Source organism: Chryseobacterium jejuense (genome assembly GCF_900100075.1).
GTDB classification, from domain to species: domain Bacteria; phylum Bacteroidota; class Bacteroidia; order Flavobacteriales; family Weeksellaceae; genus Chryseobacterium; species Chryseobacterium jejuense.
This window is the reverse complement of record NZ_FNEG01000010.1, coordinates 110,177-128,444: the sequence shown is the minus strand read 5'-3', so window position 1 is coordinate 128,444 and position 18,268 is coordinate 110,177. Positions and strand designations below refer to the sequence as shown.

The following is an 18,268-nucleotide window of genomic DNA, read 5'->3' as shown; positions in this document are numbered from 1 at the left end:
CTTTTTAAATATATATAGTAAATCAATTACTTTTTCTCTCTTCTCTGCGCGTCAAGAACAGCGATAGTTGCAAGGTTTACGATTTCATCTACGCTTGAACGCATCTGAAGAACGTGTACCGGTTGTTTTAATCCCATAAGGATTGGTCCGATAACCTGTGCTACTTTCATTCCTCTTAGAATCTTGTAAGAAAGATTTGCACTTTCAAGGTTTGGGAAGATGAATGTGTTGGCTGGTGTTGTTCCTAATTTTGAGAAAGGATAATCACTTAAATGATCTGCATTCATTGCAAAATCCGGTTGAATTTCTCCATCAACAATCATCTTAGGATATTTCTCATGAAGAATACTCACTGCTTTAGCTACTTTTTTAGAAGTTTCAGAAATGGCAGCAAAGTTTTCGAATCCAAGCATTGCAATTCTAGGTTCAATAGCAAAAGATTTCACTGTAAATTCTGCCATTTTAGCAATATTCACAAGGTCTTCCGAAGTTGGATTTTGGTTGATAGAGGTATCTGCAAAGAAAATAGGTTTCTTTTCAGAAAGAATCATCATCATTGCCGCTACTTTATCTACTCCTTTATCTTTTTCAATAACTTCTAAAACAGGACGTAGCACAGAAGTATAGTTTTTAGAGAAACCAACAATAAGACCATCAGTATCACCATGTTTCAACATTAAAGGTCCGAAATAGTCTCTCTGACGAACATATCTCTTCGCTTTGTACTCGTTCATCCCTTTTCTCTGACGAAGTTTCCAAAGTGTTTCTCTGTATTTCTTTCTGTTTTCTTTCTGATCGTCATCACTTGGATCAATAATTGGAATATCCAGGTTCATCCCGTAACGCTCCATTTGCTCCTTGATGTATTTTTTATCTCCTAAAAGACTTGGGTAAGCAATTCCTTCTTCGTAAAGAATCTGAGCGGCCTTTAATACATTATATTCTTCAGCATTTCCAAGGGTAATTCTCTTCGGATTGGATTTTGCACGGCTCTGCATCATTCTTACCAATCTTTCATCTCTCCCCATTCTGTCTAGAAGCTGGTGCTCGTACTCTTCAAAATCAGTAATAGTTTTTCTTGCTACACCGCTTTCAATAGCAGCTTTTGCAACCGCACTTGATACTTTCGTAATCAATCTGTTGTCAAATGGCTTTGGAATGAAATATTCTCTTCCAAACTGTAAGCTTTGAACATTATAAGCAAGGATAACAGCTTCCGGCACTGGTTCTTTTGCAAGATCAGCAATAGCGTGTACAGCCGCAAGCTTCATATCTTCATTAATTCCTGTAGCCTGAACATCTAATGCTCCACGGAAAATATAAGGGAATCCTAATACGTTGTTTACCTGGTTAGGATAATCACTTCTTCCTGTTGCCATGATTACATCTTTACGGGTTGAAAGAGCTAGATCATAAGCAATTTCCGGATCCGGGTTCGCTAAAGCAAATACAATAGGATTCTCCCCCATACTTAACAGCATTTCAGTAGTCATTACATTTCCTTTGGATAATCCTATGAAAATATCAGAACCTTTTACAGCATCTTCTAATGTTTCAATATCTGTCTGAGCAATGAAGTCTAATTTTTCAGGAGTAAGGTTTTCTCTCTTGTGATTAATTACTCCTTTACTGTCGCACATCAGAACGTTTTCTTTTTTCAGTCCTAATGAAATATAAAGTTTGGTACAAGCGATTGCAGCTGCTCCAGCTCCATTCACTACCATTTTTACTTTATCAATATCTTTATTAGCAATCTGCAATGAATTGATTAAGGCAGCCGCAGAAATAATTGCTGTTCCGTGCTGATCATCATGCATCAAAGGAATATTCAATTCCTCTTTTAACCTTTGTTCAATATAGAATGCTTCAGGAGCTTTAATATCTTCAAGGTTGATTCCTCCAAAGGTAGGAGCAATTCCTTTTACGATTTCAATGAATTTATCCGGGTCTTTTTCATCAATCTCAATATCAAAAACGTTGATATCAGCAAAAATTTTGAACAAAAGTCCTTTCCCTTCCATTACTGGTTTTGATGCTTCTGCACCAATATCTCCTAATCCAAGTACAGCAGTACCGTTAGAAATTACAGCTACCAGGTTTCCTTTTCCTGTGTAATCGTATACTGTCTCCGGCTTATCGTGGATTTCCATACAAGGAACCGCTACTCCGGGAGAATAAGCCAATGATAAGTCTCTTTGAGATGAGTGTGGCTTGGATGGTATAACTTCAATTTTCCCTTTGGGTTCTGCTTTATGATAATCTAACGCGGCCTGACTAAAATTCTTTTCGTCGCGATTGTTGTTACTTGACATACGTTTAATTTTTTGTTAGAGTATATATTTAATGTGGTAATCTACTAAGCTTTCAATTGGTTTCTGAACTACATGTCCCACATTTAAATTAAGTTCTTCAGCTACAGAGCGTAAAATATTTTCATAATAATATGCAATGGAGCCAATAAAATTGATTTCAGCATCATGTGCTTCCTGATAAGGCATAACCTGATATTCGAAGAAGCTTTTCATTTCTTCGAAAACCATGTTCACAAAGTAAGGGTGATCCTTTCTTTCCACAACAAATTTATTGAAATCAGCCAAATATGCATTTGGTCTTGGAGCATGATACATATGTTTCAATGCATCTTCTATGGTAAGGTTGTAATCTGCCTCAAATTCATTGTGAAGATCTGCAGGAAGTTTTTTCATGAAATACCTGCGTACCAATTGCTTTCCAATCGCACTTCCGCTTCCCTCATCTCCAATAAGGAATCCAAGGGATGGCAATTCGATTTTCAGGTTTTCTCCATCAAAATAACATGAGTTTGATCCTGTGCCTAAAATACACACAATCGCAGGTTTTCCTTTATAGGCAGCATAAGCAGCGGCCATGAGGTCTTCTTTTACAACGATTTCAGATTTATCAAATACTTTTTTAAGCTCAGCTTCGATAGTTTTGCGGTTTTTCTCCACTCCACATCCGGAGCCATAAAAAAAGACTTTGGTAATTGAATTCTTTACCGATATCAGGTTGCTGTTCTTCTGTATTTCAGGAGCGATAAGTTCTCTGTTGATAAAATTCGGATTGAAGCCGATGGTTTCAGTTTTCAGGAAAACCTTTTTGAAGTCATCAAGTATTACCCAATCCGATTTAGTAGAACCACTATCTACAATAGCAACCATATTTTAGATTTTAATTTAAGGGTGCTAAATTATGAATTTATCTTCAATTAGCATTTAAAAACAACCTGGAAGCTGTCTAAAATCATTAATGTTTAATCTCAGTTTTTTTTTCGTTGAACTGCAAAAGCCAATCTTCAATTTCATCTTCCAGATAAGATGCCTGCAACACCATAGCATTGATAAAATCATCGGGAACGGGTTCACCATTGGAGTTTTCAAGATTCCAAAGTTCATTGGACATATTTTCATATTCAGAATACACTCGTTTGAAGCGGGAGTTTTCTTTTTCCAGTGCTTCAATATTTTTCTGTTGAAGCTGGAATTTTCTGTATTTGTTTTGACGTTTCATACAAATATTATTAACAATTGGTCATAAAAAATGAGAGTAGTATGCTTTCAACTGGGCATTACAAGATAGAAAAAACCATTATCACAAGGATTTGAAAATGAATTTATTATCAGGTTATAGTAGCATCATTCCGCTTATTAAAATTAGAAATAATTTTTATTTAAAAAAATATTTTAACAACTTTTTTCAGTGTTTAACATATAGTTATAAATTTGCATATTCATATTGTAAAGAATCCTAATTTGAAATAATTGAAAAACATTATGAATACATAGGATTGCAAGGACAACTGTGTGTTTCTCTTATAAAACATTCTAGTTTCCAATACAATAAAAGATATATTTTCAGTTTTTATATTAATTAAATGAAAGAATTACTCATACGCCAGAAACAGGTTTTGTTCTTTATTATTGCGGGAGGACTAAGTGCTATTGTTGAGATTGGCAGCTTTAAAATATTCAGCACCTATCTGCCTCACTTCTTTGCAAAAGAAACTAACTTTCATGGTATACATTATCCTTTAAGCAATATTTTCTCTACAAGCTGCGGGATTATCAGCAATTACTTCCTGAGCATCTGGTTTGTTTTTGAAAGAGGAAAACATTCCAAGAAAAGAGAGTTTGCGTATTTCATGGGAGTCTCATTTGTTTCAACATTATTAAGCCTTGGCTTCTTCCAGGTATTTTATAGTTTCATTTTTAAAGATAATATCAATTTAATTTTTTATACCTTGAGTCCGGAAATGACGAGCAAGATTGCAGCCATTCTGCTGGTTTCCATTCTTAATTATTCGGTAAAAAAGAAAGTAATTTTTAACGGTTAAACTGTGGCAAAAATTTTAAATTATCTCTGGAGGTTCTGGCTTTTGTTATTAGCATTTATTCTAACAACCACTCTTGGGATCCCTGTTTTTATTTTATCGTTTAGTAAAAAGCATTATAAATACGCTTATAAATTCGTCCGTTTATGGTGCTTCGGTATGTTTTACGGCATGGGTTTCCGATATGACCTCATCAAACTTTCTGAGCAAAAAAAGGATAAAACTAAAGAGTATGTTTTCATCTCGAACCATACTTCGATTATGGATATTATGCTTACCTGCATTCTTTTCCCACACCATCCGATTTGTTTTGTAGGAAAAAAGGAACTTGTTAAAATTCCTATTTTTGGGACTATTTATCAAAGGATATGTGTAATGGTAGACAGAACAAGCGCAAAAAGCCGTGCTGATGTTTATCGCAGATGTGCTGAAAAGATGGAAGAAGGAAACAGTATTGCCATTTTCCCTGAAGGTGGTGTACCGGATGATACTTCTATTATTCTGGATGACTTTAAAGACGGTGCATTTATGCTATCCTCAAAACACAACTCTCCTATTGCTGTTTATACCTTTATCGGGCTTAAGGAAATGTTTCCTTTTGACAATGCTAAAGGCTATCCCGGAAGAGTAAAAGTGTATTTCAATGGAATTATTGAACCTACTGATTCTCCAAAAGACTTAAAAGCAGAGGCTTATCAAGTAATTAAAAAAACCTTGACAGAGCATTCTATTTAAAAGAATTAATTATATTTGTTTGCGAAATTTTCAATAAATTATGTCAAAAACCAACCAGCCGACTAATTACCCGGCACTGTACACGCTTGTACTTGTATTTTTTTTCTGGGGGTTTATTGCTGCCGGCAATAGTATTTTCATCCCTTTCTGTAAAAACTATTTTTCTTTAGACCAATTTCAGTCCCAGTTAATAGATTTTGCTTTTTATACTGCTTATTTCCTGGGAGCTTTATTGCTTTTTATATTCAGTACTATAAAAGGAATTGACATTATCGGAAAATGGGGTTATAAAAAGAGTATTGTCTACGGACTCCTCCTCTCTGCCCTTGGTGCTGCCATCATGATTATTGCTGTTAAAAGTAATGTATACTATGGGATGCTTATAGGACTCTTTGTGGTAGCATTAGGTTTCTCTATTCAGCAGACTGCTGCGAATCCTTTTGCCGTATTGCTTGGAGATCCTAAAACCGGAGCCAGCAGACAGAACCTTGCAGGAGGAATTAACTCTTTTGGAACATCCATCGGGCCAATTATTGTTGGACTGGCACTTTTTGGAACCACTGCTACAGTAGATGATGACCAGATCAAACATCTAGCTCTTGACAAAGTAATCCTGCTTTACACAGCTGTAGGAGCTCTTTTCCTTATTGCTGCGGGAATCTTTTACTTTTCAAAGAAACTTCCTGACGGAATTTCTACTGAACCTATGGAAAAAGCTGGCAAAGCAAGAAAAACTTTGATCGCAATGACAGTTCTTGTTATCCTTTTCTTTATTCCTGTATTCAGCAGCTACAATTCTGATGAAGCTAAGAGTATTGAAACGTTAGGCAATGAAATTACGGCATTAGACAAAACTCTTGAAAAAGAAACTGATGCTGTAAAAATCACAGAGCTTAAACAACATATTACAGATAAAAAGACTGAACTGGAAACCATTAAACATCCATTGGAGAAAAAAAGAATGATGTATCTGGGAGGTGCATTACTTGTTGTTATTATTTCTCTTGTGTTCGCCAACTCCAGTGCCAAGAAAAACGCTGAAGGCTGGGGTGCCATGAAATATCCGCAACTTGTTCTGGGAATGATTGCTATTCTTGCTTATGTAGGGGTGGAAGTTGCCATAGGAAGTAACCTTGGAGAGCTTTTAAGCATGCCAGAATTCGGAGGACATCAGTCTTCTGATCTTGCCCCTTATATATCAATGTATTGGGGAAGTTTGATGATTGGAAGATGGACAGGTGCTATCGCAGTTTTCAACCTCAACAAACAACAACAAACTATTGCAACTATCATTGTTCCTTTTATCGCTTTTTCTGTGATTATCGGAATCAATACGATAGCTCAAAAAGATATGTCTCACCTGTATTTTTATGCTGTTTGTGTGGCTATTCAGGTTATATTGTTCTTAATCAGTAAAAACAAACCTGCTGTAACGCTAATTATTTTTGGATTATTTGGAACTGCGGCTATGATTACAGGATTACTCACTACAGGAAATGTTGCCATCTATGCATTCCTTTCCGGAGGTCTTGCCTGCAGTATCATGTGGCCATCCATTTTTACATTAGCTATTACCGGGTTAGGAAAATATACTGCTCAGGGATCTGCATTCCTGGTTATGATGATTCTGGGAGGAGGTATTATCCCACCACTTCAGGGTAAGCTTTCTGATATTATCGGAATCCACAGCTCTTATATAATTCCGGTACTGTGCTTTGTGTACATTACTTTATTTGCTTATCTGGCTAAAAAATCTTTATTTAGACAGGGAATTAATGTTGACGTTTTAGAATCCGAAGGTGCACACTAATAGACTACATATATATAAAAAGAAAAGATTTTGGGCAGGTGTATTACTTGCCCAATTTCTTTTGTTTTATAGCTTCTCGAAATCTTCACTGATGATTTCTTTCTTTGAAAAGTTTTTTGAATTTCAGAAAAAACTCCATCAGACGGCCTTTAGCGGGCTTTCTTTTTCAGTAGGAGACATTATCTATGTATTACTGGGAATCGTCCTTTTATATAGCCTTATTACCTTATTTAGAAAGAAAAGCAGGAACACTTCCCTATTAAGAATCCTTGTTACAGCCAATATCTTTTATTTTGCCTATCAGATATTCTGGGGAATGCTGTACTTCCAGACTCCAATCATTAAAAAGCTTTCCAGACAGGATGCTCCTGAAATCTATAAAGCGAAAAAACTGACCTTACAATATCTTGAAAAGTGCAAACTTACCCGTGCATTGGTACATGAGGATCATAACGGTATCTTCGTTGTCACCAATCTTAAGGCTGTACAACAGGAAATTCTATTCCAGCAAACCCGGCTTCCTCAATATATTTCGGATAAGAAAGCAACTCAGATTCTTGCTATTAAACCAAGCTTATTTAAAAAAGTAATGAACTTTACCGGCATATTGGGATACTATAATCCTTTTACGGCAGAAGCACAATATAACGCAGAATTACCGCATACCTACATTCCTTTTACAACAGCCCATGAAAGTTCTCATCAGCTTGGTTTTGCCAGAGAACAGGAGGCTAATTTTATCGGGTATCTAATGGGAATTCATTCTAACAATCCGGACTTACGGTACAGCACCGAATATTTTACCTTAAAAAGTCTTTTACGATATATTGTTGAAGAAGATCCTGAATTTGTAAAATCTGTTATCCGAAATTATTCTCCCGGAATGAAAAGAGACCGTGCTTATGAAAAAAGCTTCGCGTTCAGACATCAAGGCTGGCTGGATGACTTCTTTGGGTTCACTAATAATCTGTTCCTGAAGAGCAACCAACAGGAAGGTTCAGTGACCTATTCCTACTTTATAGATCTCCTTCTCAACTACGAAAAATAGGCATAAAAAAAGAATCGTATCAGGCGATACGATTCTAAAAACACAAATGATGAAAAAAAATTTATTACCTTGACTTGTTCCCTCATTCAAGGCGATGTAAAAGTACGACATATTTTATAAATACAAAAACATTTCTATCCTTTTTTGAAACTTTATGAAAACTTTATGATTTTTTAAGTTTTTTTGAGTTTGGCAAGCATTAATATGAATTACAATCAAGTCTCGCACACACTATTAAAATAATAAACAAATTATACTTAAACTGCGAAAAATATACAAAATCAAACATTTGTTTAAATATAAAATATTCCATTTATCCTTAATTTTAAGTGATGGAAAAATTAGAGTTATTCTACTAAAAATTTAAAATATCTCTACTATTCCAACCCTTTTGGGTCGCTAAATTTTAAAGGTACTTTTATAAGAGATCAAACGTGAGTCTGAATCAAAAATAATAATCAAAATAATGGTATATGGAATTAGGTTATACAGTGAACTTATCACTACTATATAGTTCCGCTATTTTTAAAAATAAGGGTCTTGTAGTATCTGAACAGATAATCATAAATAACCATTTCAAAAAGTCGTTGATTTGAAACAAACATTCTATTGATATGCATATGGAATACACTGGAAAAAAGGCTTTGAAGAGAATTTGAATGCTGTTTTATGTATTGCAGGACTCCTTTAGACTCTTGAATATTATCTAAAATAACAGTTCTAAAAGGAATATAATCGTCTGACTCAATAAACTCAAGATATTTAATAATAAATATTCTATATTTTTTATCCAGCTGATTGTTGAGTTTTTTTTCAGCGTTAAACTCCTCCTTAAAAGCAAGATTAAGCTCTTTGATCCAACTTAATTTTTCCTGAATGGACAACCCAAGGCATTCTAATAGCTTATCTATATAATAAAGAGATACTATAATTTTTTCTTCATCATCAAAATGAAGGAATTCATAAAGGATACTCTCGCTGCTCTTCCAAAATAAAAACTCAGCTTCTTCCATTGTTGCTTCTCCATACCGCTCAATTTCCCGCTGATAAATGTCTATCATAAATTCCGATATTTCTCCGGAATCTCTATATTCCTGCAAATAACCATTTACTAATGAAAGAACCTTAGTAAAATGCTTAAGTTCTGAAAGTTCAAAACGAAGCCGAAGATGAACCCGCGGATCATTATAACGGATAAAAAACCATTTTTTAATTAAATCTTCCTCCTGAAGTTGTTGCAATAAAGGTATTACAGCTTCTTCCAAAATAATATCTGCAGTTTTTACTCCTGTATAAATCTTGACATACAGCCACTCGCTTCCGGGAATAAACTTTCTATTCATCAGTATTTATTTTATACATTGGAAAAACAAATTCATACTTAAACCTTTCATTCTCATTAAACAAAAACTCTTCTATCATGATTATTTTTTTCTTTTTAATCGTGTGAATAAAAAGAGTGGCCATATCATAATTTTCAAGATTAAGCATTAAAGTATTATCCGATTCTACCCACTGTATCCTTGCAGGAATTTTCCTTTTAATTCTCCAGTTTTTCAATTCAGATAAAAAGCATTCTTTATCTAAAATTAATTGTTCTGAAAAGGAAATATCTTTATCAAAGATCTTCCAGGAAGCTTTTGAAAGGATAATATTTTTATATTCTACTCTTGGGAAAAACTTATAAATATCCTTCAGTCCACCCCAGTTAAAATGTAATCCATTTCTTATTTCCTGGGAATAAAGGTCAGAAAGAAAGTGATAAACCGGCAGTGTATTATGAAAATAGTTATGAGCATTCGTCAAATAGGGTCTTATTTCTTTATTAAGTCTTTTAGATCGTAAAACAATTCTATTATTTTGCAATGAGATATAAAGATCATCCACAGCTATTTGATTTTCCTCCGGTACAACAGACTGTGCCATATAAGGAATCTCATACGGTCTTATGGTAGGCCTTCTCACCACATTTCCTATTCTGGCTTCAGGCAAATGAATAACTTCTGCTAAAATGTACTCGGGATTCAGACTTTCTTCTTTATCAGCAATAGTTCTTGTTAACTTATGTATTTCTGATTTCTCAGAACAAAATCTTCCTAATAAATTTGCAGCACTGCTTCCTGTACTCCCATTTAAAAATAATTTTTCTTGATCATCGTCTGAAATAATCTCCGTCATAAAAGATATCGTATCAGGCAGATCATCCCATTTCTCATCTAATTCCTTAAAATCATCATCAGATAACTCTATCTTGTATTGGCTTTCTAATAATGCATCCTGTAATTTTTCGTTAAGAACCTTTTGAACCGGGTTAAGTTCAATACTTAGATTGTTATTTATTTCAGAACCTGGAAGTATTAAGTCATCTAAGTAAGAATGAATTCCTTTTAATGAAGCACTTTGCTTATAACCAAGACCGATTTCAGAATCAAGAACATACTGTAAGGGTAACTCCTGCCCTTCAAATCTTTCATTAAATGCCCTTTTGAATTTTTCCAAGCGGATATCTTTTGAAGGTAGAATTATTTTATTCAAAAAACTAAAGGCTATTTTAATCTCTTTTTTCCAAGAGGGTGATAAGGTCGCTTTATCTTTATGATATAAGTCGGTTTGAAACAAATATTTTTGCTCATATTCTATCTCAAAAGATGCAATGAGTTTCTCAATCTCAGCATAGTTTGAAGTAGGATTACCAATATTCTGATCTAATGCATCCAACTTACTTTTTATAGAAATTAAAATATCAGCTTCATTTGCTTTGAGTCTTTGTAAAACAGAAATTATAGTATCTAAAAAGTCTCTTCCTGAAACATTAGGCTCAATTTCGCTTGTGAGAACCTGATTATCGATTAGCTCATCTATAAATTCTGATGCATCTTCTCTGGTTATTTCTTCCGAAATCAGAATATCTGTAAGTTCCTGTATTGTCTTCCCTTGTTTTGAAAATTGTAATACATCTTTTAATTCATCAGACAGTGGGGCCGATGAGATAATATAATCCCTTTTCCCACCTAAATATTGATATTCTATATATCGGATTTTTGTTCCTACTCTATAAATCGTATTATTAGGATAAAATAAAAGCTTATTTCTTATTTCCAGCGTTTTTACAAAGTATTGAGCCAGAGATACCAGAAAATACATATCCAATTTCGTATCCCTAACTAAATAGTCTGCATATAAATTATCTTCACGTGATACTCTATTTTTATAATCTTCATTAAATTTCCCCAACCCAACTCCAGAAAATAAGCCGAATGGAGTACAACGGGTACTCATTCGGCTATAATATTTTAATAAAGTATGTTTTAATTTTTGGTGTTCTTTTTGTGAAAGTGATTTTTCTGCGTGAAGCCATCTGGTAATTTCCTCATGCAAATCAGGTGAAGCCAAATAAATGGCTTCCAGAAATTCTGAATGATCAGCAAATTTAATTTTTAATTCTTCATCTGAAATTTCGTCTTTATTTATTACTTCAAGAAATTTTCTGCTTGAAAATAAAGGAGTACGAACAATATATTCATCGAAAAATTGATAGGGAAAACGAGACATTTACTTTTTAATTTCTTCTTTAGGTTGATAGTCAGGATGCCCCAATTGCCAGAATGCAAATTCAAACATATCTCCTATGTTAGCATATCGTTGTGCTATGGGTACATTACCTGCATGGCCTCCTTCAAAATCAATTTTCAGCAGGATGGGACTATCAGAAGTATTATCTGCTATTAATTTAGCTCCAAATTTTGTAGGCATCCATGGAGTTACTCTCTGATCGTTCATACCTGCAGTGATAAAAGTAGCAGGGTATTTTGTTCCTTTCTTAATATGATGATAAGCGTCCATCTCTAACAGCCCTTTAAATTCTTCAGGATCTTTTACAGAACCGAATTCTTTTGGCTGGCTATTAACTGCTGCTTCATCTCTAATCATATTCAACGCTCCTACTTCCGCAATAACGGCTTTAAAAAGATCGGGTCTTTCAGTCATTGCCCGGCCTACAGTAATTCCTCCAGCGCTTGCTCCCCAGATAGCCACTTTCTCTTTTGAAGTATACTTTTCACTTATTAAATATTCTGTACAGTCTATTAAATCTCTCCAGGTATTAGGTTTTGTTCCTTTAAAGCCTGCTAAACGCCATTGATCTCCCTTTTCACTTCCTCCTCTTACATGGGCAATAGCAACCATACCTCCTTCATTTACCCATAATAAATAAGTTTTTGCAAAAAAAGGAGTGCTGGATATTCCATAAGATCCATAGCTGTCAATTAAAACTGGGTTTTGACTATTTCTTATGATGTCTTTATTATAAATTAAGGAGACAGGAACTTCTTCACCATCCCTTGCTTTTATAGTAATTTCTTTAACTACAATATTTTTAAATTCAGGATATTCTGCGACAGGAGAAAGATTTTCCGGTTTGAAAGTATTTGTTTTTACATCATAGCTAAAACGTTGCTCGTCATTTGCCCAACCAGAACATGTGATCCATATATCTGAAAACTTTTCACCTTTATTTTCTAATCCAATATTTCCAGATGCATAAGGAAGTTTGATGGGGTTATCTTTTCCATCTTTATATAAATATAATTTAGCTTCTACTCCATTTCGGGTAGTAGTATAATAAATACCATCTTTTGTTACTCGATAACTTTTAATGATTTCATCCTTCTTTTCAGGGACTAAAACCTCTGCATTTTTGAAATCAGGGTTTTTAATATTGGTTTTACAAAGCTTAACAAAAGGAGAATTATAGCTTGATAAAAAGATAATCTGATCTTTTCGTATATCTAAATTCTTTGCTTTATCGCTAGGGTCAGATAGTGCTTGCCAATTATTCTTACCTTCCAATAAATCTTTTTTCTTAATACTATATGTTTTTCTATAGGTTTGATAATCTACTACCATTCCTATATAATAATCCTGATCTAAGTCAAAGTTCAAAATCATAGGAAACTGATCCTCACTTATGTTTAGATTAGGGTTATTCTTGGCAGAAAAAACCTCACGAATAGAATTAGGATCTGTACCTATTTTATATAAAACGGTCCGGGTATTTCTATAGAAATTTTTAGACTTAGGATCTGTCACCGAAAATGCCACATAGAAAAAACCACTGTTATCATCTGTCCATCTTATTCCATCAAAGGAAGCAGGAGCGCCATTCGTAATAATTTCAGGATGAATATATTTTGTTTTAACATCCATAATAATTACATCTGCTAATTCATTTCCTTTTTCAGACATTGAAATAGCAATTTTACTACCGTCCCAACTTGGACTTATATGATTGATAACAAAATTGTGATTGCCTTCTGAGCTTTTGTAATTAGCAGGATCATAAAGCAATTTTTCCTTACCGGAAAATCCATCCCGATAATACAATTTATCTACTTTTTCATCCCCGTTTTTCTTTAAATAGAAATATTTATTACTACCTGATATTTTTAAATTAGATACAGAATTACCTTGCCTTTTATCAATCTCCAGTCTTTTCTCTAAATAATAATTCTTTTTAGGAATCAGATTAAGAACAGAATTGGTGTAAGCAGTCTGAGACTTCATCCAATTAAGAGTTTGGGTATCTTCAACATTTTCCAGATTTCTGTATTCATCAACAATATTAGTTTCAAAATACCTATCAGTAACAGGTTTTGAGGGAGCTAAATTTGTTTTTTGAGCGTTAATGAAAACAGATAATAAACAGATAATAACAAATATTTTTATTTTCATTATTCCTAAAAATTATTTACCACTTGGAGTTTGAAGAGGTGTAGGAACAGGATCATCATTTTCATCATTCAAACCGGCAAGGGCAATACCTCCTCCGTTAATGATTTTCATCTGATTTGGTTTCATCAATTGCATCTTTTTTAAAGATAACTTCTTTTCTTCTTTAATTTTCTTTTTCATAGCTTGGTTGATATTTAAATATTACTTTTTACAAAGAAAGTAATATTTTTAAATTCAAATAAAATTTTATACTATAGATTTATAAATTCAAAGTCCAAATAGAATACAACAATAGCATAACAATATGATAAACAATGACAAATTTCACCTATTTATTGTTAATTTTTTTATGGATTAAAAAATGTAAATTTGTAATGTATTTATGAAATAATGAGATTGAAAGCCTTATTTATATTTATTTTTCTGAGTAATTTATGTTACGCACAGAATGACAAAATTGATAGTTTAAAAACATTTAGTTATAAAGAATTGAAAAATAAATTTTATAACTATTATGAGAATATAAAGACCGATCAATCTAAAATTATAGCCCAATATTACCTCCAAAAAGCAAAAAAAGAACAAAATACTCTTCAAATAGCCGACGGATATGTGCTTATTCATTTTAACGAAAATCTTTCAAATGCTCTAAAATATCTTGACAGCACAGCAACAGTTACAAAAAATTTAAAAGGAACAAAATACCCATCTCAGACTTATCTAATGAAGGGAAATCTTTATTACAAACATGATAATTTAAAAAAAGCTTTAGATAATTATATTTTAGGACTGCAATACGCAAAAGATCAAAAAGATCAGAAACAGACTGCATATGCTAATATGGACATTGCTTATCTGAATAGCTACATTGGCAAAAATGCTGATGCTGCCAAAACGTTCAGATACTATTTATATAATGGCAATGATATTACAGATGAATCCCAACATAATCAAATGCGTATAAGCCTTATATACTGTTATATTGAGCTCAATAAATTGGATTCTGCAAATATTCTAATCAAGGAAGGATTAAAAACTCCATTAGCTTTCACAAATAAATATGTCCATCATCAATATATTTATTACGTAGGGGCATACAATTTAAAACTAAAAAAATATGATATTGCTGCTAAAAACTTTTTAGCGGCTTATAAATATTTTTCCGGGGTTCAAGATCAGAATATGAACTATAGTCTTTTAAATATTGGTAAATCTTATGAAGGCTTAAAAGATAAAACAAAAGCAGTTGAAAACTACACAAAGCTAGACTCTATTATTTCAAAAAGTGGTTATACATTTCCTGAATTAAGAGATGTATATACTTTTCTTATTGATCACTATAAAGAAAATAATGATAAAGAAAAACAGCTTTATTACATTGAACGCTTTTTAAAGGTAGATCATAAACTCGATGAGCAGTTCAAATACCTTTCAACAGAAATACCTAGAAAGTATGATACTCCCAATCTTTTGCAAGAAAAAGAAAATATCATTGGAGAATTAAAAATGAGAAAAAAGATACTCTATCTATCTATTAGCATACTATTCTTAGTACTTATTTTCATTACATATCTTTACTATAAGACTAAAAAAACAGAACAGCAGCATAGAAAAATTGCTCAGGATCTAATTATCTCAATAGAAAAACGAGATCCGGAACCAGCTAAAATAGATAATGTAGTGCTTATATCTCAGGTACAAATTCCAAAGCAAATTGACATAGAAAATAAAAATCAAAAAACAATATCAGAAGATGTTGCTCAGTTTATATTAAAAGAACTAACCACTTTTGAAACAAAAGAGCTTTATTTAAAAAAAGGCATTACATTAGCTAGTTTAGCAAAAAGTATAAAAACCAATACTACTTATTTATCCGAAATTATTAATACCTACAAAGGAAAAAACTTTGCAGCTTATCTTAATGACCTCCGTATTGATTTTGCCTTAAACAGATTAGTAAAAGATAAAAAATTTCGTTCCTACAAATTATCTGTCATTGCTGAAGAGCTTGGATACAACAATGAGCAAGCATTTTCTTTAGCTTTTAAGAAAAAAACAGGCACTACACTCTCTATGTACATTAAAGAAATCGATAGTTTAAACGATTCTCAAAACAACCCTAACTAACTAATTCACAGACTACTGAATAATCTGTTTTTTATAAATTTACATTTATAGATTTATAAATCTAAAACCCCAGGACTTTTTTTATGATTTCTACTTGTGTATGTTTGCTTCAGGTAAAAACACAATGATTTATTTTTTGTATGTGTACAGTACAAAATCTAAATATAAGCTGATCAGCTTTCATCATCCTTCGCCAGGGATAATATGGCAAACAGACAAAGTATTAATTAAAAAAATTCTAACAATGAAAAAATTAACAGGAATGAAGAGAGCTTTCTCTTCTGAAAACAAAAAGCTAAATAGAGACGAGCTAAAATCAGTAAATGGAGGTTATGCTATCAAATCTGATCTTGTAAACTCTGCAGGATGTGGAGAAACTGACTATTATGAAGGAGTAGGCGGAACTGGTGGTTACAAGGGAAGAGCTTGGCTATGTGCCGGATAATATAAAAAAATAGAAGAGGGAGTTTTCCCTCTTCTATTCTAAATTTGTATTATTAAAAAATGTGATAAAGTATGAATTTCTTACAATATAATTCATTTAAATCAGCTCGTATCTTAACATTGATAATCTGTCTTTTTATTTTATCTTCTTGTAAAAAGAATTACATTATTTACTACAATGAAGTTAATAAAACCGATAGTACATTTAGACTAGCTAACAATCCTAAAGCTGCTATAAAAGAGTATCAGGAGCTTTTCAAAGAATATGCTCCTAAAAATCAGGAGCGTATTGAGGAATATGCAACTTACATTACACTTGCGGATCAATACAATGAGGATTTTGGAGGAAAGAAAAGTTTATATCACTTAATCTCCCTGATAGCACCATCTGATCAACAATATAAAGAATACCTTCCACTTTTTGAGAAGTATGGTATAGATAACACTGAGGTTCAACAAAAAATAAAGGACTGGAAGAATAATTTAAATAAACAACTCATTGATTCTTTCAGGATAGCGTTTAAAAGAGATCAGGAAGGACGGCCTTATGATACCGCTTTAGTCAGAAAAAATGTTGAAAAAAATGCCCGCCTTTTTAAATGGACCTTTGAAAATTTCGGATTTCCATCAAAAGATAAAATAGGAGAAGGGCCAATGCTTACACTGATTAGTCATATGTCGGAATCAAAGATTCTTTATCCTTATTTACAGCCCAAAATATTAGAATATGTACAATCCGGAGACTGCCCTCCCCTTGATTATTCAATGATGGTAGATGCTCATGATTTCACTCCTGGTAAAGGTACATATTATGGGATGGGAAGAACTTTCCTAAAAGAAATAGATTCTGTTACAATTGATCGCCATAGGAAAAGTATAGGGCTTCCAAGTTTGAAACATACAGCTATCATTAAAAAAGATTTTTTAAAAAAACTCAAGACAAATGATATTAATCTTATCAAGGAATAGGGAAACAACTACCAATGAGGTTATCAAATGGTTATTAGCAATGGGCAAAAAATTTATCCGTGTTCATGAAGATGAATTTTTTGAAATTAAAACAAACAATAAGAGGATCTATATTGAGAGTTCGAGAAACAGTTTTTTTATCGATGATATAACCAGCGTATGGTATAGAAGAGGAGGATTAAAATTTAAAAGATTAAAATATAACAATTCTTCTATAAATTCATATATGAATGAACATCAGCATTGGCTAGAAGATTATGTAATTAAAAAGCTTGAATCTAAAAAATGCATAAATAAACAAAGCAACAGCAATGTCAACAAACTTCAGGTCTTAGAATTGGCACAAGAGGTTGGCCTGGATGTCCCGTCTTATTTTCTGTCAGAAAATACAGATCAAGTAACGATAGGAAAAACCATTACAAAGTCTATTACAGGAGTTGCAGGTGTAGAATCTTATGAAAATTCAGAACTGTTGATGTATACTTCTATTGTTGAAGAAAGAGAAGAGAATCCCTTTTTCATTTCTTTTTTTCAGGAAAAAATAGAAAAGGATTTTGAAATTCGATGTTTTTACCTGAATGGAAGAATATGGTCTATTGCAATCATTTCACAAAACGATGAACAGACTCAGATTGATTTCAGAAAATATAATGATAAAAAGCCCAACAGAAACGTCCCATATAAACTTCCTACTGATATTGAAAAAAAAATACATCTGCTAATGCAATCTTTGGACTTAAACTGTGGTTCGCTGGATTTGCTCAAAAGTGGAGATAAATATTATTTCTTAGAAGTTAATCCCATAGGGCAATTTTTAGGGTTATCATTAATTTGTAATTATTCTTTAGAAAAAGAGATCGCATGTTATTTGTAATTATTTTCAGCTGACATACATAACTTATCCTGTTGACTACAAATATTATGATCTATGAAGAATAGCTTTAAAGAAAACCACAAATTACCTCTTACTTTTACTTATGCAGAAGTTATTAAAAAATCACAAAAACGCCGTAAAAGAATTTATTTTATGTCGTGTAGCAAGTTTCAAACTGATTTT

General features: G+C 32.8%; 15 protein-coding genes. 8 read left to right on the top strand and 7 right to left on the bottom strand.

What is annotated here, in order from left to right:
• Positions 1 to 26: 26 nt before the first annotated feature.
• The 3 genes from BLS98_RS22630 to BLS98_RS22620 all read right to left on the bottom strand — a co-directional run bounded on the left by BLS98_RS22630 (position 27) and on the right by BLS98_RS22620 (position 3,528).
• The gene (locus BLS98_RS22630) at positions 27 to 2,312 is read right to left on the bottom strand and encodes an NADP-dependent malic enzyme (RefSeq protein ID WP_089739738.1); all 2,286 of its coding nucleotides are present in this window, start codon (positions 2,310 to 2,312) and stop codon (positions 27 to 29) included.
• A gap of 15 nt (positions 2,313 to 2,327) precedes the next feature.
• Positions 2,328 to 3,179, bottom strand: a complete 852-nt coding sequence (locus BLS98_RS22625) for a BadF/BadG/BcrA/BcrD ATPase family protein (protein ID WP_089739736.1) — start codon at positions 3,177 to 3,179, stop codon at positions 2,328 to 2,330.
• Between the two features lie 85 nt (positions 3,180 to 3,264).
• Positions 3,265 to 3,528, bottom strand: coding sequence for a hypothetical protein (locus tag BLS98_RS22620; RefSeq protein ID WP_089739734.1), 264 nt, complete (start codon positions 3,526 to 3,528; stop codon positions 3,265 to 3,267).
• Between the two features lie 364 nt (positions 3,529 to 3,892).
• On the opposite strand from BLS98_RS22620, the gene BLS98_RS22615 reads away from it, so the two are divergent.
• The 4 genes from BLS98_RS22615 to BLS98_RS22600 all read left to right on the top strand — a co-directional run bounded on the left by BLS98_RS22615 (position 3,893) and on the right by BLS98_RS22600 (position 7,941).
• A complete protein-coding gene (locus BLS98_RS22615; RefSeq protein ID WP_089739732.1) occupies positions 3,893 to 4,351 on the top strand; it encodes a GtrA family protein in 459 nt (152 codons plus the stop codon).
• Between the two features lie 3 nt (positions 4,352 to 4,354).
• Positions 4,355 to 5,083 carry a lysophospholipid acyltransferase family protein gene (locus tag BLS98_RS22610; RefSeq protein ID WP_089739730.1) on the top strand — a complete coding sequence of 243 codons (729 nt, stop codon included), beginning with the start codon at positions 4,355 to 4,357 and terminating at the stop codon, positions 5,081 to 5,083.
• Between the two features lie 40 nt (positions 5,084 to 5,123).
• Positions 5,124 to 6,893: an MFS transporter gene (locus BLS98_RS22605; RefSeq protein ID WP_089739727.1), complete on the top strand. Its 1,770-nt coding sequence runs from the start codon at positions 5,124 to 5,126 to the stop codon at positions 6,891 to 6,893.
• 91 nt (positions 6,894 to 6,984) lie between these two features.
• On the top strand, positions 6,985 to 7,941 hold the full coding sequence (locus BLS98_RS22600; RefSeq protein ID WP_228425351.1) for a DUF3810 domain-containing protein: 957 nt from the start codon (positions 6,985 to 6,987) through the stop codon (positions 7,939 to 7,941).
• A gap of 506 nt (positions 7,942 to 8,447) precedes the next feature.
• Here the strand turns inward: BLS98_RS22600 and BLS98_RS22595 are convergent.
• The 4 genes from BLS98_RS22595 to BLS98_RS23485 are packed head-to-tail and all read right to left on the bottom strand — an operon-like array spanning position 8,448 to position 13,851.
• Entirely contained in the window at positions 8,448 to 9,284 is an 837-nt protein-coding gene (locus BLS98_RS22595; RefSeq protein ID WP_228425353.1) for a thiopeptide-type bacteriocin biosynthesis protein, read from the bottom strand.
• Complete coding sequence (locus tag BLS98_RS22590; protein ID WP_089739721.1) at positions 9,277 to 11,493, bottom strand: lantibiotic dehydratase family protein; 2,217 nt, start codon at positions 11,491 to 11,493, stop codon at positions 9,277 to 9,279. Before BLS98_RS22590 ends, BLS98_RS22595 begins: the two co-directional genes overlap by 8 nt.
• Positions 11,494 to 13,671: a prolyl oligopeptidase family serine peptidase gene (locus BLS98_RS22585; protein WP_089739719.1), complete on the bottom strand. Its 2,178-nt coding sequence runs from the start codon at positions 13,669 to 13,671 to the stop codon at positions 11,494 to 11,496. It abuts the gene before it with no gap.
• Positions 13,672 to 13,683: 12 nt separating this feature from the next.
• Positions 13,684 to 13,851, bottom strand: coding sequence for a hypothetical protein (locus BLS98_RS23485; protein ID WP_167356277.1), 168 nt, complete (start codon positions 13,849 to 13,851; stop codon positions 13,684 to 13,686).
• A gap of 216 nt (positions 13,852 to 14,067) precedes the next feature.
• Here BLS98_RS23485 and BLS98_RS22580 point away from each other — a divergent pair, with 216 nt between their 5' ends.
• From BLS98_RS22580 to gwsG, 4 genes are all read left to right on the top strand, one after another.
• Positions 14,068 to 15,798 carry a helix-turn-helix domain-containing protein gene (locus BLS98_RS22580; protein ID WP_167356276.1) on the top strand — a complete coding sequence of 577 codons (1,731 nt, stop codon included), beginning with the start codon at positions 14,068 to 14,070 and terminating at the stop codon, positions 15,796 to 15,798.
• Between the two features lie 244 nt (positions 15,799 to 16,042).
• Positions 16,043 to 16,243 carry a TIGR04139 family peptide modification target gene (locus BLS98_RS23480; RefSeq protein WP_167356275.1) on the top strand — a complete coding sequence of 67 codons (201 nt, stop codon included), beginning with the start codon at positions 16,043 to 16,045 and terminating at the stop codon, positions 16,241 to 16,243.
• A 71-nt stretch (positions 16,244 to 16,314) separates the two neighbouring features.
• Positions 16,315 to 17,211, top strand: coding sequence for a hypothetical protein (locus tag BLS98_RS22570; protein ID WP_089739714.1), 897 nt, complete (start codon positions 16,315 to 16,317; stop codon positions 17,209 to 17,211).
• Positions 17,186 to 18,085: a grasp-with-spasm system ATP-grasp peptide maturase gene (gwsG, locus tag BLS98_RS22565; protein WP_089739711.1), complete on the top strand. Its 900-nt coding sequence runs from the start codon at positions 17,186 to 17,188 to the stop codon at positions 18,083 to 18,085. Before BLS98_RS22570 ends, gwsG begins: the two co-directional genes overlap by 26 nt.
• Positions 18,086 to 18,268: the final 183 nt, after the last annotated feature.

Coding starts and splice junctions, on each gene's coding strand:
- BLS98_RS22630 (WP_089739738.1), bottom strand. CDS start 2,312: ATGTCAAGTAACAACAATCGCGACGAAAAGAATTTTAGTCAGGCCGCG.
- BLS98_RS22625 (WP_089739736.1), bottom strand. CDS start 3,179: ATGGTTGCTATTGTAGATAGTGGTTCTACTAAATCGGATTGGGTAATA.
- BLS98_RS22620 (WP_089739734.1), bottom strand. CDS start 3,528: ATGAAACGTCAAAACAAATACAGAAAATTCCAGCTTCAACAGAAAAAT.
- BLS98_RS22615 (WP_089739732.1), top strand. CDS start 3,893: ATGAAAGAATTACTCATACGCCAGAAACAGGTTTTGTTCTTTATTATT.
- BLS98_RS22605 (WP_089739727.1), top strand. CDS start 5,124: ATGTCAAAAACCAACCAGCCGACTAATTACCCGGCACTGTACACGCTT.
- BLS98_RS22600 (WP_228425351.1), top strand. CDS start 6,985: ATGATTTCTTTCTTTGAAAAGTTTTTTGAATTTCAGAAAAAACTCCAT.
- BLS98_RS22595 (WP_228425353.1), bottom strand. CDS start 9,284: ATGAATAGAAAGTTTATTCCCGGAAGCGAGTGGCTGTATGTCAAGATT.
- BLS98_RS22590 (WP_089739721.1), bottom strand. CDS start 11,493: ATGTCTCGTTTTCCCTATCAATTTTTCGATGAATATATTGTTCGTACT.
- BLS98_RS22585 (WP_089739719.1), bottom strand. CDS start 13,671: ATGAAAATAAAAATATTTGTTATTATCTGTTTATTATCTGTTTTCATT.
- BLS98_RS23485 (WP_167356277.1), bottom strand. CDS start 13,851: ATGAAAAAGAAAATTAAAGAAGAAAAGAAGTTATCTTTAAAAAAGATG.
- BLS98_RS23480 (WP_167356275.1), top strand. CDS start 16,043: ATGAAAAAATTAACAGGAATGAAGAGAGCTTTCTCTTCTGAAAACAAA.
- BLS98_RS22570 (WP_089739714.1), top strand. CDS start 16,315: ATGAATTTCTTACAATATAATTCATTTAAATCAGCTCGTATCTTAACA.
- gwsG (WP_089739711.1), top strand. CDS start 17,186: ATGATATTAATCTTATCAAGGAATAGGGAAACAACTACCAATGAGGTT.